Source organism: Cupriavidus sp. LA-1, assembly GCF_055385985.1.
In genome coordinates, this window is sequence record NZ_AP031388.1 from 343,515 (window position 1) to 358,831 (window position 15,317).

A 15,317-nucleotide genomic window follows, 5' to 3' on the forward strand; every position below is an offset into this window, starting at 1 on the left:
CCAGCGCCGGGAACGCCTCAGCCCGCGGAGAACTCCGCGCCCCCTTTGGGACGGATGTAGCGCGGCACGGGAATCCCGGCCTTGCGCGCGGCCGCGAGAATGCCCTCTTCGATCGCGCCGGCATCGCGGACACTCTGGAATTCGCCTTCCGGGAAGATCACGTTGGCGCCGTAGACGACCATGAAGCCTTCAGCCGGCTCCCTGGCATCCGCCGGCACGGAGAAGGTATGCACCGAGCCGCCGGGTTCATACAGGTAGCTGCCCGCGGTTTGCGGATCCTCGGGATACTCGACGTAGTTCCACTGCCCCCTGGTCGTGAAGAAGTGCACGGTACCAGTGTGAAAGTGCGGCGGGAGCGTGGTGCCCGGTTCGAACTTGCCATAGAGCACCCAGACGCCGTTTTCGCGGTCGAGGAACAGCGGGATGATGGTCGAGCCCGGCTCGGAGCCGGGGAACTCGTGCAATTCGTTGATGTTGACCGACAACAGCCGGTCCTGGTGCGTGACAACCTGCGGCAATGGCATTGCTACCTCCAAGGGTTGGTATGGGGAATGTTCTAGTCCAGCTTGATATTGGCTTCGCGCGCGACGCGCTTCCACACTTCGATGTCGCGCGCATTGATCGCGGCCTGTTCGGTGCCGGCAACGTAGTCAGGCGTGATGCCGAGGTCGGCCATCTTGCTCGTCACCGCCGGATCCTTGAGTGTGTCCTGCACGGCCGCGGCAAGCTTTTCCGTAATCGGCTTTGGCAAGCCCGCCGGTGCAAACATGGCCCAACCCGTCCATTGGTCGAAATCGACCCCCTGCTCCTTGTAGGTGGGAACATTGGGGAAATTCGCCGTGCGGCGCGTGCACATGGCCAGCGCCTTGATCTTGCCGGTCTTGACGGCCGACGTGCCGCTGCCGATATCCAGCCAGCCCAGCTTCACCACTCCGCCCAGCATTGCCGTCACCACGGGCGATGAGCCCTTGAACGGGATGTGGTCCAGCTTGATGCCGGTCTTCTGCGCCAGCACCTCCGCGCAGAAGTGGCCGGTGGAGCCCTGCCCCCAGGTGCCGAACTGCAGCGGCGACGCGCTCTTCTTCGCCACAGCGACGAGTTCCTTCAGGTTGTTGGCGGGGAAGTCCCTGGTGGCGACCAGGATGATTGGTGACGTTCCCACGCGGGCGATGGTCGTCAGGTCCTTGACGGGGTCATAGGGCAGCGCCTGGTAGACGGCCGGGGCCAGCGTGGTGGTCGTCATCGTGCCCAGGCCGATGGTGTAGCCATCCGGCGTGGCCCGCGCGAGTTGCCCGATCGCGATGGTGCCGGCAGCGCCGGCATTGTTCTCGACGACCAGGGGCTGCTTCAGGCGCCGGCCGAGCTGGTCCGCGAGGATTCGGGCGAACACGTCGCCGCCGCCGCCCGGCGCGGTCGGGACAATCAGGCGGATCGGCTTGTTCGGATAACTGGCTTCACCCTGCGCCTGCGCGCCAAAGGACAAGGCGACTGCGGCAAGGAAACCGAGGGCGGCGGACTTCTTCATCTTTGTCTCCAACTTCTGTGTTTCACGCGTTCAGCGCTTCCTGTTCACTTGCCATCTGGCAAGGTATTTACTGGAACATGAGGAAACGTTTCCACCAATTGTGGGACGACGAGACCGCGAATCAAATGGTGGTAAACCCGTGAGTCTTTGTGAGGTTTTTGGGGCGGCCTGGCGAATGTCACCAGGGCAGGCGTCGCATGCGCCTTATGCGTCCTGCGTCAGGACGATCTTGCCGAAATGCGTGTTCCTGCGCATCATCTCGCAAGCCTCGGCGGCACGATCCAGCGGCAACCTGGCATCGATCGGCAGGCGCAGTTGTCCCTGCCGCAGAGCCGGCCAGAAGTCCCGTTGCACGCGTTCGGCGATGACGCCAAAATCCTCGACGGTGCGGGTCCGGAAGGTCATGCCGAGGTACTGGATGCGGCGCAACGAATGGAGATCGAAGTCGAACTCTCCGCTCTCCCCTGCCATCCGGCCGATATTGACGATGCGCCCACCGATCTTCACGGCGCGCATGCTGTCGTTGATAAACGGACCGGCCAGGAAATCGACCAGCAGATCCACGCCCAGGCCGTCGGTGTGTTCCAGTACGGCCTTCACCCAGTCGGGATCGTTGCTGTCGAGCGCGACGTCGGCACCAAACTCCGACAGGCGCGAGCGGCGGTCGGGCCTGGTCGAGGTGCCGATGACCAGGCTGGCGCCGAAGTGCTTCCCCACCTGCAATGCCATCAGGCCCACGCCGGAAGAGGCGCCCAGCACCATCACGGTCTGCCCGGCTTCGAGCCCGGCCAGATGGCGCATCGCCGTATGCGTGGTACGCAGTGCGACGGACAGGCAGGCACCGGTTTCGTAGTCCATCTCCGGGTCAGGGAACGGGAAGGCGCGCCGCCAGTCCGCAACCGCATACTCGGCAAAGCCGCCGAGGCCAGAGCACATCACCTTGTCGCCAACCTTGTATGCGGTGACGTCCGCGCCAACCTCCACCACATCGCCCGACCATTCCAGGCCCAGCGGCGTGCCGGTACCGCCAGCCGCCCCATGCGCCTTCCCGTCGACCAGCGACAAATCGGCGCGATTCAGGGAACTGGCCCGGACTTTCACCAGAATTTCAGTGGGCTTGGGTCGAGGGATCTCCAGCTCTGCAAAAACAAGTCCCGTCTCACCGCGAATCGCAGCTTTCATTGCGCATGTCTCCTGTCGAATAGGTCTGGGTACGTCGGCACGGTGTCACCGCCGTGACGACCTAACACGCATCCATTGTAGAAACGTTTTCGCAGATTACGCAAGGACTTAGCGGGCAAAAAAATGCCGCCTCGAATGAAGGCGGCATTGCTGACCCTGAAAGCAGATCGCGCTGTGGCTATGCGGTGGCCTTCTTGCGCGCGGTGGCGGGACCACATGACTCGCGGAGCACGAGTTGCGTGGTAATCACGATGGTCTCGGGTTCGATGTCCGCGTCGCGCTCCAGTTGCTTGAGCATGAGTTGCGCCACGACGGTGCCGACAATCTCAAGGTCCCAGGTCAACGATGTGATGGAGGGACTGAATAGCTGCGACAGGTCCGTGTCGCCGATGCTGATCACGCTCACATCCCCGGGAGCGGTCCTGCCGGTATGCCGCAGCGCCTGCAACACCCCGGCCAGGATGCGCGTGCCGAGGCACATGAAGGCCGTGGGCGCTTCCGGGCCGGACAGCAGCGACAGCGCTTCGGTGAACGCAAAATCCATCGCGGATTTCTCGCAGCGGATCAGCTTCGGCACGGGCTTGAGATCCTGCTCCTTGTACGCTTCCTTGAAGCCGGCGATACGTTCCCTACCCGGACGCAAAACGCTGCCCGGCGTCAGCAGCGCAATGCGTGTGTGGCCCAGGTTCAGCAAGTAGCGCGTCGCCTGCAGGGCGCCGGTGTAGTGATCCACATAGACGCCGGTGCCGGTCGGGCCGAAATCCCGGTCGAGCGCGATGACCGGCATCTCCTGGGAGAGTTGCTCCAGCAGCTTGGGATTTTCGGCCTCGCAGGGACCCAGGATCAGGCCGTCCACGCGCCGGCGGCGGAACAGGTCGATCAGGTTCTTTTCGCGCTTGCCGTCGTTATGCGTGCTGGCGATCAGCAATGCGTAACCGGCTGCCTGCAGCGCCGCCTCGACGGCAGTGATGATCCTGGCGTAGAGCGGGTTGGCAAGATCCGACACGATCAGGCCGATGGCGCCGGACGAGCGCGTACGCATGCTCTGTGCGATCGCATCTGGCTCGTACCCGAGCCGCCTGGCCGCCTTGGACACCGCGGCAATCGCTGCTTCGCTGACGCGCCCGGCACGATTGAGCGCACGGGACGCCGTGCCAATCGAAACGCCGGCCTCCTTGGCAACCTCCCGGATCGTGATGCGTGGCTTCATCGGCTGCGTTTCACGATACGTTGCGCCGCAACGGGCATAACAAAAGACTGCAACATCGACTCCCTCCCCGGCTCTTCTTTACCGCTGGCCGCCGCGGTTGCGCGGCGCGCCAGCGACGCGTGACGCGTCACTCCTGGACGTCAGGCATTCTAGCTCACCCGATGACGCGGGCTCCTCAGCGCCAGCGGCCGGACAGGCACCCGGCCGGGAAGGGACAGGCCTGCCGGCCCGGTGGCGCGCTACCGCGGCGCGCCGATGTTGTGGATCGCTTGTCCCTTGCCGTCCCAGGCCAGCCCTGCGCGCCTCACCTCGGCAAAGTACTCGCCCTTGCCCCCGGTCAGTTCGGAGATCTCGAACATGCCGCTGGGCAGTTCCGGATTCACAAAATAGGCAAAGCGTCCACGCGGCCCCATCCGGCCACCATGCCCCTCCACATACCCCGCCTCCAGCAGGTGGGCCACGATTTCGTCGAAGCGGTCTTCCGTCCAGTAGGCGATATGTTGCGCACCTTCACCACTGCGCTTGAGCGAGTCCAGGTAGAGCGACGGGGCGTCGTCGCGCTGCTGGATCAGTTCAATCTGGAGGTCTCCGGAGTTGGCCAGCGCGATCGACAGCTTCGGCGGCGTGGCGGGCTTGCCGTAGTAGCGGTATTCCGTAGTGCCCACGTCTTCCTTGTAGAACCACGGTCCGACACCCAGCTTTTCCGTCCAGTGAGCCATGGCCCTCTCAATGTCACTCACCACATAGCCAAGCTGCCGGACGCCGCCGAACAAATAACTCATCGCTGTCTCCTTGTCGTCTGAAGGTTGCGGTCCTGCTCATGCAGAAACGTTTTCACAATATAGCCGCACGACTCAGTTATGGTGGATAGTGTTTACCATGATTGTCCGTATTTTTTGCGGCAACAACAATCCATAGTGTAAGTGGAAACGTTTCTTCATTTGCGCGGAAACGTGCGATATGCGGGAAGCTGCGCTTGCAGGACAACTCACAGGAGACTATCGAAATGACTCAGTTCAAGGACCAAGTGGCGCTGGTGACAGGCGGCGCGAGCGGCATCGGGGCGGCAACCGCGCGCCTGCTGGCGGAGCGCGGCGCGCAAGTCGTCATTGCCGATCTTGCGAGCGGCAACGGCGCCGCGGTGGCAGACCGGATCGGCGCCGAGTTCATGGCACTGGACGTCACCAGCGAGCCGGGCTGGAAAGCCACGATCGCGGCCATCCTTGAGCGCCACGGGCGGCTCGACGTGCTCGTCAACGCAGCCGGCATTGTCGGCGACGTGGTCAATGGCACGCTCGCCAACACCACCCTCGCCGACTTCCGGCGCGTGCTGGCGGTCAACCTGGACGGGACCTTCCTGGGCTGCCGCGAAGGCGTCGAGGCCATGCGCAGGACCGGCAGGGGCGCCATTGTCAATCTCGCATCCGTCGGTGCGTATTACCCGACCCTCCAGAGCGTCGCCTATGGCGCCAGCAAGGGTGCCGTGACGCAACTGACCAAGACCGTAGCGCTGGCCGGGTCCGAGAACGGCCACCAGATCCGCTGCAATTCCGTCCATCCCGGCAAGATCGCCACGCCAATGCTCGAAACGATCTTCGACCAGTACAAGCAGCGCCAGGCCGCGGGCGGCGTCGATCCCCGGACGGCTGGCCGGCGCATTCCGCTAGCCGAGGAAGGCAAGCCCGAGGACGTTGCCAACCTGATCGCCTTCCTCGCGTCGGACCAGGCCGGCTACATCACGGGCGGCGAATTCACCGTGGACGGCGGCTGGCGGCTGCTGCGCTGACACCGCATTCCATTCTCAATTGACGACTGGCGCAGCGCGAGCCGATGCCAGTCGCCGACCCCTTCCCGCAAAACCTGATGGAGAACAAGATGTCCGAATCCCTGAACGCCGCACGCATCCAGACCGTGCGTGATCACATGGCCCTTGAATGCACGCACGAATGGGATGCCGTGATCGACACCTTCGCGCATCCCCGCTATGAAATGCACGCCACCGGCACGGTCTTCGATGGCGAGGAAGAGGTGCGCGGCTACTTCGACGCGTCGCGCGCTTCGTTCCCCGACCTGGCCAACGAGATCATCGCCATCGCCGCCGCGGACGACACCGTGCTGGTCGAGTTCTGGCTTTCCGGCACGCATCTGGGCGATCTGAAGGCCAATGGCAAAGTCTTCCCGCCCACCGGCCGCAAGTTCCGCGTCCGCATGGCCGCGACCTTCGAGTTCGCGCCGAATTCGGACAAGATCATTTGCGAGCGCCCCTACTCCGCCACGGACGCCAAGCTGCGCGCCCTCGGCCTGCTCTGACGCGTCGCGGCAATTCCGGAAAGCGGCGAGGGCCTGATGGCCCTCGCTTCTTTTTGTCAGGCCGCCGAAGTATGGCTTGCCGAGCTTGTCACGCGGCGTGCGCCGGCACCATCCCTGAAGTAGTACGCAAAAATGACGGCGGCGCAAGCCAGCGCGCCGCTCAGCACGTAAAGGCTTGCGGTAAAGCCGCCGGTGAGCGTCTTCAATGCCCCGACGAGCAGCGGCGCGACCGCGCCGGAACTCGAACCGATCGTCGTGATGACCGCAATGCCCGCGGCAGCGCTGGAGCCGGACAGGATAGTCGCGGGCATCGCCCAGAAGACCGCATAGGCACTGGACATGCCGATCGACGCGAGCGTCAGGCACGCGATGGTCATGACCGGATCTTGCGGGAACCACGACGCGCAGAGCATGCCAACCGCCCCCACCATGGCGGCAATGGCAAAGTGCCAGCGGCGCTCGCCGGTCTTGTCCGAATGGCGGCCGACCAGGATGGCTGCGGTGACCCCGAACAGCGCAGGGATGGTTGCGGCGAGGCCGACCTGCATGACGGTCAATCCCATGCCCTTGAGCAGCGTCGGCTTCCAGAACGACAGCGCGAAGACGCCGAACACGACCAGGAACACGATCAGCCCCAGCAGCCACACGCGCGCATCAAGGATTGCGTCGCGCATGCGGGCGTGGCCATGGCCGGCGCGATCCTGGCCCAGCAGCTGTTCGAGGTCAGTTCGCTCACGATCGGTCAGCCAGCGTGCCTCCTTCGGGCCTTCAGACAGCAGCAGGTACGCCATGATGCCCAACGGCACGCACGGCAGGCCCTCCAGCAGGTAGAGCCATTGCCAGCCGTGGAGCTGCAAGGCGCCGTCGAGCCAGGTCATGATTGCCCCGGCTGCGGGGTCGGCCAGGATCGGAGCCAGGGTATAAGACATGTAGAAGATCGCGGTCGCCTGGGCGATGCGCCGCTTCGGATACCACAAGGTCAGGTAGTACAGGACGCCAGGGACAAACCCAGCCTCGAACACCCCGACGAGAAAGCGCATGATGTAGAACTGCGTGGGCGTTGCCACGAAGATCATGGCCGCAGAGGCGAGTCCCCACAGGATCAGGATACGCAGCAAAGTCTTTCGGACCCCGATGCGCGGCAGCAGCATGTTGCTGGGCACCTCGAACAGCGCATAGCCGATGAAGAAGGCGCTGACCCCCAGCCCGAATATCGCATCGCTGAACCCGAGCTCGTCGCGCATCTGGAGCTGGGCGTAGCCCACGTTGGTGCGATCCAGAAAGCTGAAGACATAGCACACGCACAGCACCGGCAGTATTCGCCAACTCACCTTCCGGAACAGCCTTCGTTCATCGTCTTCGTTGATGTCAGTACGCACCAGGTCCATGCCAAGTCTCCCAGAGTGATAGGCGTCGCGCCGATTATCTGGGCGGGGTCGGGTACGGACTGTCGCCTTTTGGCAGTCGTGCATGCGGACTAACCCGCATCGCCGTTCATCATCGCTGCCCAGTGCCGAGGATGGAGAACGGCACAGCGCGACCCCGGACAAGATGACATGATTCTCGCCGCGCGCCATGAGCTGTACGCCCAGGCCCGTGAGCGCAACCCGCATCGCTGGTCACGCCACACGCGAGAGGGGTCGCCAATCGACATGGTCACGCTCAATCCGGACCGCGAGATTGCCGCGTCCACCGGTATCAAGAAATATGAACAAATGTCGCGACAGACGGCACCCCAAGGGAGTCGACAATAAAAAGCATATAGTAACCCGGTGGCACCAATGAACTGGATTCGGGTAGGGTAACCTGCAGACTCTGGGAGCCATCTTTTGTATATTGCAATTTGATGAAGCGCTGATGCATGTCATTACCATGCGTTACAGCACCGGGAGCTACCAACGCGACGCTGGCAATATTTGATGCGCTCGTCGTGACGGAGAATGTTTGTCCCAGGCTTAATGTACTCGGCACGTTGGTGATATTTGGACGAGTGCCGTAGAACAAGTATGGCGGAGAAAAAATTTGTGCCTGGTGCGTGCTGGCCGCCGAGGGATCATTGTCATCCTGGGACAGCAAGACCGTAGCGTCAGGCAAAAGAATGGCGCTCGAGTGGTATGCAGCCTGTATTGTGTTTGGACTCATCTGTACCCAGCTGCCGGTTGGATCATTGGCAGGCTTGTTGTAGAGCTCGCTTTCGAAGAGCGGGGCATCATAGGTCGAAGGCAGGCTATTCCCGCCTACCGTGAACAGCGTGCCATCCGGCAAAATAACCGTATTCGCGTTATGCCGAACCTGCAGCCATTGTGGATACTGGTTCCAGCCTGCGTCGGGATTGGCGACATCAAACCATTCGTTAGTGGCGATTATCGTGCTGCCCTCGGCGCCACCCGCAATCATGACTACTTGCCCTATGGGCGTCACAGAAGCATCGGTATAAAGGATAGTGTTGCCCAACCCATAATGTGAGCTAAGCATGTTTGGGATGTCGCTCCAAGACCAGGTACCCGGCATCAGCAGCGCGGTATTGGTCGAGCCGGGGCCAGCCTGCAACATTTGACCGGACCATAGCAGGTGCTGGTAGGGATAGAGGCCCGCCGGATCGTGAAAAGAAATAGTGTTAATGGAGCCGACTCCATCCATGCTCGCCGCAGGCGTAAACAACTCTACAATCGTCGTAATATCCCCGGATCCGGTCTGGTCGAAACCGCTGGTGACCACGACGCTGTTGTCTGCGAGCTGAGTGACAGTCGGATACCATCGGCCTGTTGCCATATTTGGCTGCGCGGTCCAGGTCTCCGTAACAGGATTGAAAGTATAGTTGCTAAGTGACCCTTGGAAACCGTCCTGCCCCGGTGCCGCGTTCGGGTCTGGATACCGTAAATTACCACCGGCAACGTACACCCTGCCGTCGCTTAATATCGTCTGTCCGCCGCACCAGATGTTCTCCGGCGGCGTAATGGAGTGTCCTGTTCCGGTAACAGGATCCCAAATGTAGGCGACACCCGTATTACTTGCGTTCGGGTTCAGGTACTGCGTCGGCTCATACGACCAAAACAAAACCTTGCCGTTATTCAGCAACACCGAGGTAATTCCTACCACAGGGATTGCGAAAGGTGCGCTCCACTGGCCAGTCGAATCGCCCGGCCGGGCTCTGGCGGCGGCAAGCGCCTGGGCATCCGGCTTGGCCACCGTTTCCAGGCCCTTTGCCACTCTGCACTGATGGGCACGTGCCTTGGCATGGGCCTCGGCGTGGCCCGGGCCTAACAGAGCGGTTTCTCGCTGCTTCAGTCTGGCTTCCGCTGCCGCGCTTGAGCAGGCGTCATTATCGGAGTTGAGGCCTGGTGTCGCGCCAATGGGCGGAGCGACCAATGACGCACCAAGAATTGTTGCCCACAGATTTTTCCGCAAATTCGTTAGTTGGTACATTGATATCACCTCCCACGGTGACGGCCTTGCTATCGATGTCTTATGCCGGGTTGCTGCCCCATCTACCATTCCACGCAGGCTTTCGGGGACGGACTGCAGACTGGCGACGGCAGGACACTCCGCAATGATCCTTATGAACCCGGATTACTAAATATTTATAGGCGGGCAAGCCAATACTCGGGCACCATCCTTTTGGCGGGAGGGCCGAACGCAGCGCCTACCGCGACACATGAAAGTTGACGCCGCCCAGGTGTGGTTGGGGCAACCCGCCGCCGGCTTACGTAATGCACGCACCCAATGACCGCGTTTTCGTGCGGAACGTGTGTTCGGAGTCACGGGCAATCGAGATTCGACGCCTGAACCGCTTCATTCGTTGCGCACCGGAACAGGGCTGAGTCCACCGTGGGCATGTCGCTGACCTGAGCCGTCAAACGGATCGCCGCACCGGTCGAGCGGGGCCGCGTCGAGCTTGTTCGATCGATCATGAGTGCCCCCCGCTTGATAGCTTTTCGCCCGGATGCCGGCTTTCCCACATTGCGGACTGACCTTGATGTTGCAGAAGAATCCGGAAAACGAGTCCGTGCGTGATCAGCAGTAGCGGTACGACCAGGGTCGGAATGAAGTAGGCGGCGCCCAACTGTCCTGCCACGAGCCCGGCAGCATTGGCCTGGTAGAACGCATTCAAGAGATCCGCCAGGCCCCACCAGTTGAAGATCCATGCCATGACAAGGCCAGCCCCGCCTGGCAGCGATGCCAGCGCGAGCAACGCGAGAGTCGCCGCGACGAGGTCCCCGTAGGCGGCGGAATACGCGAAGGCGGACGGCAGCTCGGGGGACACGACGCCTGGGACGAGGAATGCCAACCCGATAAAGCGGAAGCTGTGCAGAATGAGAAGCGGCCGCAGCGCTTCGGCCCGTTGCAGGAGGCGGAGTCTTGGCCAGATGTATCGCTTCGCGACAATTCCCCACGCGCTGAAGCTGAATGCGATGCTAACGAAGAACCAGAGTTGGGGCAGCATGAGTTTCTCCTTTGGTTCGAATTTCCGCGATCGGCGGTGAGAATCTAGGCGCGCAGCGTGCGTAGCGCTGCGATCGCAGCGCCGCGCTCCGCGTGAGGCATCGCATGCTCGCGCAGCCAGACCCTGGACTCCGGCGCAAACTGCGGTGCTGACGGGAACGGACGACGCAGTTCACGGTCGTAGCGGTCGAGATCGAAACCGGGGCTGAGCGGGGTGATCACGAACTCCGCGAACTGACGAAGCCGATTGTTCAGCGTCCGATGGTTGCGAGGCAGAGCCGCGTAGCGACGCGCGATCGTCTCGAAGTCCTCGGCGGGCTGTCCGGTCACATCGAGCACGTCGGTGGTCGGTGCGCCCACCTCAAAAGCCCCGCGCTTGTGATCGTCAATGTAGTAGCGAATGCCGCTGATCAGATCGATCGGCAAGCCTCCCATCCGGGCGGCCTTCATGAACAGCCAGGTCTGCATCGGCACGACCCTGACCGATTGCCCGACGGCCCGGCCGATCGCCTTGGCCATGTCCCTTGCGCCAAGGAGCTCCGGCCCAGTCGGACGGTAGCTCTTCCCGGCGTGCCGCGCAGGATCCATCAGCGCCGCGACGCCGACCCGCGCGATATCCTCATTGGATGGAGGCGCGTTACGGCTATCGCCATAGAGCCAGGGAAATACGCCGAGGTGCGCAGCAAATCCAGTCAATGCGAGGTAGGCGTCAGCGAAGAAGCCCGGCCTCACGATCGTATGCGCGACGCCGGGCGTCATCGAGAACAGCCGATCGACAAGCCAGTGCTGGCGGGTCATGAGGGCGGGATGCGAAGGACTCGACAGCCACTGGGTCAGGCTGACAATGTGCTCGAGCCGGGATTCCCTGGCCGCGACGGCAAACGCGACCGCGCCCTGAATCATGTAAGGATCAAAAGGGGGGCAATAGTAGGCGCGCTGACAGTCCTTCAGCGCTTCGGCGACGCGCTCGACATCACTCATGTCGGCGACCGCTATCTCGGCCCCCTGCGCTCTCAGCCGCGCGCTGCGGCCGTCTTCCCGGTGCACCATGGCGCGCACGGGATAGCCGGCCCTCAGCAGTTCGGCAACAACGACGCTGCCTGTCTTCCCGGTCGCGCCGGTCACGAGGATCCTTGGCTTGAGCATGATAGCCTCCCAAAAATGTGGTACCAGTGAGTACCAGAGGGTTGCCTCAGTATGGTACTATGCGGTACCGAATGTCAAGGGAGACGATGATGGCCACGGTATCGCTGTCAAGGGAGCATCAGGACGGCCGCGACGAAACCGAGGTGCGCTCGCGCATCCTTGATGCAGCCTTCGCAGCGTTCATGAAGCGTGGCTTCGCGGCGACCAGCACGCTTGAGATCGCCACGCTGGCGCGCGTTTCGAAACGAGAGCTGTACGCGCTGGTGGGCAACAAGAAGGAAATGCTGATCGCATGCATCAGCGCGCGCGCCACGCGACTGCAGGTAGCCACTGACTTGCCCGTGCCGCACGATCGCGAGACCCTCGCGCATGTACTGACTTCTCTCGCGACGCAGCTTGTCCGCGAGATAACCGATCCGGCGGTCATTGCGGTATTTCGCCTGGCGATCGCCGAGGCGGTCCACGCACCGGAAGTGGCGCAAGCGCTCGACGCCATCGGGCGCGAGGCGAGTCGTGCCGCCTTGCGCCAAATCATGGCCCAGGCGCAGGCGTCCGGACTTCTCAATGGTCGTCCTGCTGAACTTGCCGAACAGTTCGGCGGGCTGCTGTGGGGGAGTTTGATGGTCAGCCTGCTGCTCGGCGTCGCCGAGCGGCCGAACTCACGCGAAGTCGCGGCACGTGCCCGCAACGCCACAGCTGCGTTTCTTCAACTTCATCCGCTCCTGAGTCACGACACGAAGCCCCGCCAGCGCATCTAATACCTGGCGGCGTAACTTGGCGATAGGCCTCTGCAGCGCTTTCCTTCGGGAGCAAAAAAACTCACGGCGCAGGGCGTCGCCGCTCAGGCTTCTGTGTGCGCCCGGGATCGCCCGCGTCGCGCTCGAGCGCAGGGGGCAATTCCGCCTTCAACAGCTCGATCCACGCTCGCGTCTTCGCTTCGATGAATTTTCTGGATGGCATCAGGATATAGACGGCGACTTCTGACGAACGCCATCCTGGCAGTACCGTCACGAGCTCGCCGCTGCGCAGCCGGTCGACCACCGAGAAGCGGGGCAGCATCGCGATGCCCAATCCACTGCACGCGCCGTGGAGGATGACTTCGGGGTTGTCTCCGACCAATGGCCCCGTCGGGTCGAACGTGAAGGTCTTCCTGCCGTCGGTCAGCGTCCATTGTGGCGTGGTTGACGGATTGGCGATGCGCAGGCACGCGTGGTCCGCCAACTGGTCGACTGTTTTGGGTGAACCATGCTTCTTCAGATAGGCGGGAGCGGCACACAGCAGCGCGTGGGTTTCGCCAAGCCGCAGCGCCACGGCACTCGAGTCCGGAAGGCTCTGTGCAAGATACACGCTCACATCCACGCCCTCCGCAAGCAGGTCGGGCGCGTGCTGTGACGTGCTGTACTCCAGGCTCACCTTTGGATACATCGCGCAATACTTGGACACCAGCGGCACGATGTAGCGATCTCCGAACGCCGTCATGCAGCGCACCCTGAGCCGCCCGGTCGGCTCGATGTTGGCACCGCTCACCCCGCTTTCCGCTTCTGCCACCAGGTCGAGGATGCTCCGGCACTGGTTTGCATAGCGCTCCCCGACGCTTGTGACCACCAGGCGACGCGTGGTCCGCTGCAAGAGCTTGGTTTGCAGGCGCTTCTCCAGTTCGGAGACCAGCCGCGATACCTGTGCCGTCGTCAACGCCATCTGTGAAGCCGCCGCCGTAAAGCTTCCCGCGTCGACGACCCGCAGAAACGCCGTCATCGAATGCAGCAGCCCGTAGTCGAGATTCTTACGCATTACGTAACAGAGTTTCTGAACGGACTGTATTTTTGCATGGAGCCGAAACTCCTACCATCAGCACGTGCTCGGTTGCACGACCTCATCGCCCCGGATCGAACCGCGGGGCGGAAGGCCTGACGGATGGGTTCGATTTCGAGGTAGCAAGCATGAATGGTGCAGAAAGCCTGTTGCGTTCGCTGGTCGCAAGCGGCGTGGAAGTGTGCTTTGGCAATCCCGGCACGTCGGAGATGCATTTCGTCGCGGCGCTGGATGCGGTGGAAGGAATGCGGCCGGTTCTCGGCCTGTTCGAAGGTGTCGTGACCGGCGCGGCCGACGGCTACGGGAGAATGGCAGGCAAGCCCGCCAGTACCCTGCTGCATCTTGGCCCCGGCCTGGCCAACGGCCTGGCCAATCTCCATAACGCGCGGCGGGCGTCAAGCCCGGTCGTCAACATCATTGGCGACCATGCAACGTCTCATTCGCGCTACGAAGCACCGCTGACATCCGATATCAAGGGATTCGCCCGGCCGGTGTCGCACTGGATCCACTCGTCTGCCAGCGCGTTGACGGTCGGCGCCGACGCGGCGCGCGCGGTGCAGGCTTCGATGGAGGCTCCGGGCCAGATCGCATCGCTGATCCTCCCCGCCGACACAGCATGGGGCCAGGCCGATAGCGTGGCCGCGCCCTTACCCCTGCCAGTGCCTGCGCGCGTCAGCGACGACACCATCCGGCACATTGCCACCCTCGCCCGCAGCGGCGTGAAGACCGCCTTCCTGCTGCGCGGCGATGCCCTGCGCGAAACAGGGTTGCGCGCAGCGGGCCGGATCGCGGCAAAGACCGGCGCAAGGCTGCTGTGCGACACCTTCGCCCCCCGCCTGCAACGCGGTGCCGGGCGCGTACCGGTCGAACGCCTGCCTTACTTTGCCGAACAGGTCGTCGACTTTCTTGCCGGCACCGAACTGATCGTGCTGGTCGGGGCGCAGCCGCCTGTCAGCTTCTTCGCCTACCCGGACAAGCCGAGCTGGCTGACGCCGGAAGGCTGCCGGCTGGCGCTCCTGTCCCATCCGCACGAGGACGGCACGGGCGCCCTCGAAGCGCTGGCCGACGCGCTCGGCGCGCAGCAGCTCATCGCCCGAACCAGCGTGCGCCATGCCGTCGGGTTTTCCGGCAATGGCCCGCTGACCCCCGAGTCGATCATGCACAGTGTTGCCCGGCATCTGCCCGAGCACGCCATCGTCGCGGAGGAATCGGGCATGGCCATGGCCTTCTACGGCCTGACCGAGGCGGCCGCGCCGCATGACTTCCTGACGCTGGCGGGCGGCGCCATCGGCAGCATGATGCCCCTGTCGATCGGCGCGGGGATCGCTTGCCCGGACCGCAAGGTCGTCAATCTCCTCGGAGACGGCAGCGCCATGTACACGGTCCAGTCGCTGTGGACGCAGGCACGCGAGCACGTCGACGTCGTCAACGTCATCTACGCGAACCGGGGCTACAAGATCCTCAACAACGAGCTCAAGCGCGTCGGGGCGGCGCCGGATGGCGCACGTGCCGCTTCCATGTTCGATCTGCAAGACCCGTCGCTCGACTGGGTGGCGCTCGCCCAGGGCATGGGCGTCGAAGCCGTCCGCGTGGCATCGAGCCAGGACTTCGACGCCGCGTTCGCCTCTGCCATGCAGCGCCGTGGGCCCATGCTGATCGAAGCGCTGATCTGAGCGCCCACCCTGACGC

14 protein-coding genes are annotated in these 15,317 nt (G+C 63.1%); 4 read left to right on the top strand and 10 right to left on the bottom strand.

Features of this window, described 5'->3' with window-relative positions:
- Positions 1-17: 17 nt before the first annotated feature.
- From ACZ5MJ_RS20625 to ACZ5MJ_RS20645, 5 genes are all read right to left on the bottom strand, one after another.
- The gene (locus tag ACZ5MJ_RS20625) at positions 18-524 is read right to left on the bottom strand and encodes a 2,4'-dihydroxyacetophenone dioxygenase family protein (protein WP_464225483.1); all 507 of its coding nucleotides are present in this window, start codon (positions 522-524) and stop codon (positions 18-20) included.
- 32 nt (positions 525-556) lie between these two features.
- Complete coding sequence (locus ACZ5MJ_RS20630; RefSeq protein ID WP_464225484.1) at positions 557-1,525, bottom strand: Bug family tripartite tricarboxylate transporter substrate binding protein; 969 nt, start codon at positions 1,523-1,525, stop codon at positions 557-559.
- A gap of 204 nt (positions 1,526-1,729) precedes the next feature.
- On the bottom strand, positions 1,730-2,707 hold the full coding sequence (locus ACZ5MJ_RS20635) for a zinc-binding dehydrogenase (protein ID WP_464225485.1): 978 nt from the start codon (positions 2,705-2,707) through the stop codon (positions 1,730-1,732).
- 178 nt (positions 2,708-2,885) lie between these two features.
- Positions 2,886-3,917, bottom strand: a complete 1,032-nt coding sequence (locus tag ACZ5MJ_RS20640) for a LacI family DNA-binding transcriptional regulator (protein WP_464225486.1) — start codon at positions 3,915-3,917, stop codon at positions 2,886-2,888.
- A gap of 239 nt (positions 3,918-4,156) precedes the next feature.
- A complete protein-coding gene (locus tag ACZ5MJ_RS20645) occupies positions 4,157-4,699 on the bottom strand; it encodes a VOC family protein (protein ID WP_464225487.1) in 543 nt (180 codons plus the stop codon).
- Between the two features lie 224 nt (positions 4,700-4,923).
- Here ACZ5MJ_RS20645 and ACZ5MJ_RS20650 point away from each other — a divergent pair, with 224 nt between their 5' ends.
- Complete coding sequence (locus tag ACZ5MJ_RS20650; protein ID WP_464225488.1) at positions 4,924-5,703, top strand: SDR family NAD(P)-dependent oxidoreductase; 780 nt, start codon at positions 4,924-4,926, stop codon at positions 5,701-5,703.
- Positions 5,704-5,792: 89 nt separating this feature from the next.
- On the top strand, positions 5,793-6,227 hold the full coding sequence (locus tag ACZ5MJ_RS20655; protein WP_464225489.1) for an ester cyclase: 435 nt from the start codon (positions 5,793-5,795) through the stop codon (positions 6,225-6,227).
- Between the two features lie 56 nt (positions 6,228-6,283).
- On the opposite strand, the gene ACZ5MJ_RS20660 is transcribed toward ACZ5MJ_RS20655, so the two are convergent.
- From ACZ5MJ_RS20660 to ACZ5MJ_RS20675, 4 genes are all read right to left on the bottom strand, one after another.
- Positions 6,284-7,615, bottom strand: coding sequence for an MFS transporter (locus ACZ5MJ_RS20660; RefSeq protein WP_464225490.1), 1,332 nt, complete (start codon positions 7,613-7,615; stop codon positions 6,284-6,286).
- 310 nt (positions 7,616-7,925) lie between these two features.
- Positions 7,926-9,653 carry a galactose oxidase-like domain-containing protein gene (locus ACZ5MJ_RS20665; protein WP_464225491.1) on the bottom strand — a complete coding sequence of 576 codons (1,728 nt, stop codon included), beginning with the start codon at positions 9,651-9,653 and terminating at the stop codon, positions 7,926-7,928.
- 481 nt (positions 9,654-10,134) lie between these two features.
- Positions 10,135-10,671 (bottom strand): hypothetical protein, encoded by a 537-nt coding sequence (locus ACZ5MJ_RS20670; protein ID WP_464225492.1) that lies wholly within the window; start codon positions 10,669-10,671, stop codon positions 10,135-10,137.
- Positions 10,672-10,715: 44 nt separating this feature from the next.
- Complete coding sequence (locus ACZ5MJ_RS20675) at positions 10,716-11,816, bottom strand: NmrA family NAD(P)-binding protein (RefSeq protein WP_464225494.1); 1,101 nt, start codon at positions 11,814-11,816, stop codon at positions 10,716-10,718.
- An 86-nt stretch (positions 11,817-11,902) separates the two neighbouring features.
- On the opposite strand from ACZ5MJ_RS20675, the gene ACZ5MJ_RS20680 reads away from it, so the two are divergent.
- Positions 11,903-12,574, top strand: coding sequence for a TetR/AcrR family transcriptional regulator (locus tag ACZ5MJ_RS20680; protein WP_464225495.1), 672 nt, complete (start codon positions 11,903-11,905; stop codon positions 12,572-12,574).
- A gap of 61 nt (positions 12,575-12,635) precedes the next feature.
- Here the strand turns inward: ACZ5MJ_RS20680 and ACZ5MJ_RS20685 are convergent, their stop codons facing one another.
- Positions 12,636-13,607 carry a LysR family transcriptional regulator gene (locus ACZ5MJ_RS20685; RefSeq protein WP_464225496.1) on the bottom strand — a complete coding sequence of 324 codons (972 nt, stop codon included), beginning with the start codon at positions 13,605-13,607 and terminating at the stop codon, positions 12,636-12,638.
- 149 nt (positions 13,608-13,756) lie between these two features.
- Here ACZ5MJ_RS20685 and ACZ5MJ_RS20690 point away from each other — a divergent pair, with 149 nt between their 5' ends.
- Positions 13,757-15,301 (top strand): acetolactate synthase large subunit, encoded by a 1,545-nt coding sequence (locus ACZ5MJ_RS20690; RefSeq protein ID WP_464225497.1) that lies wholly within the window; start codon positions 13,757-13,759, stop codon positions 15,299-15,301.
- Positions 15,302-15,317 lie beyond the last annotated feature (16 nt).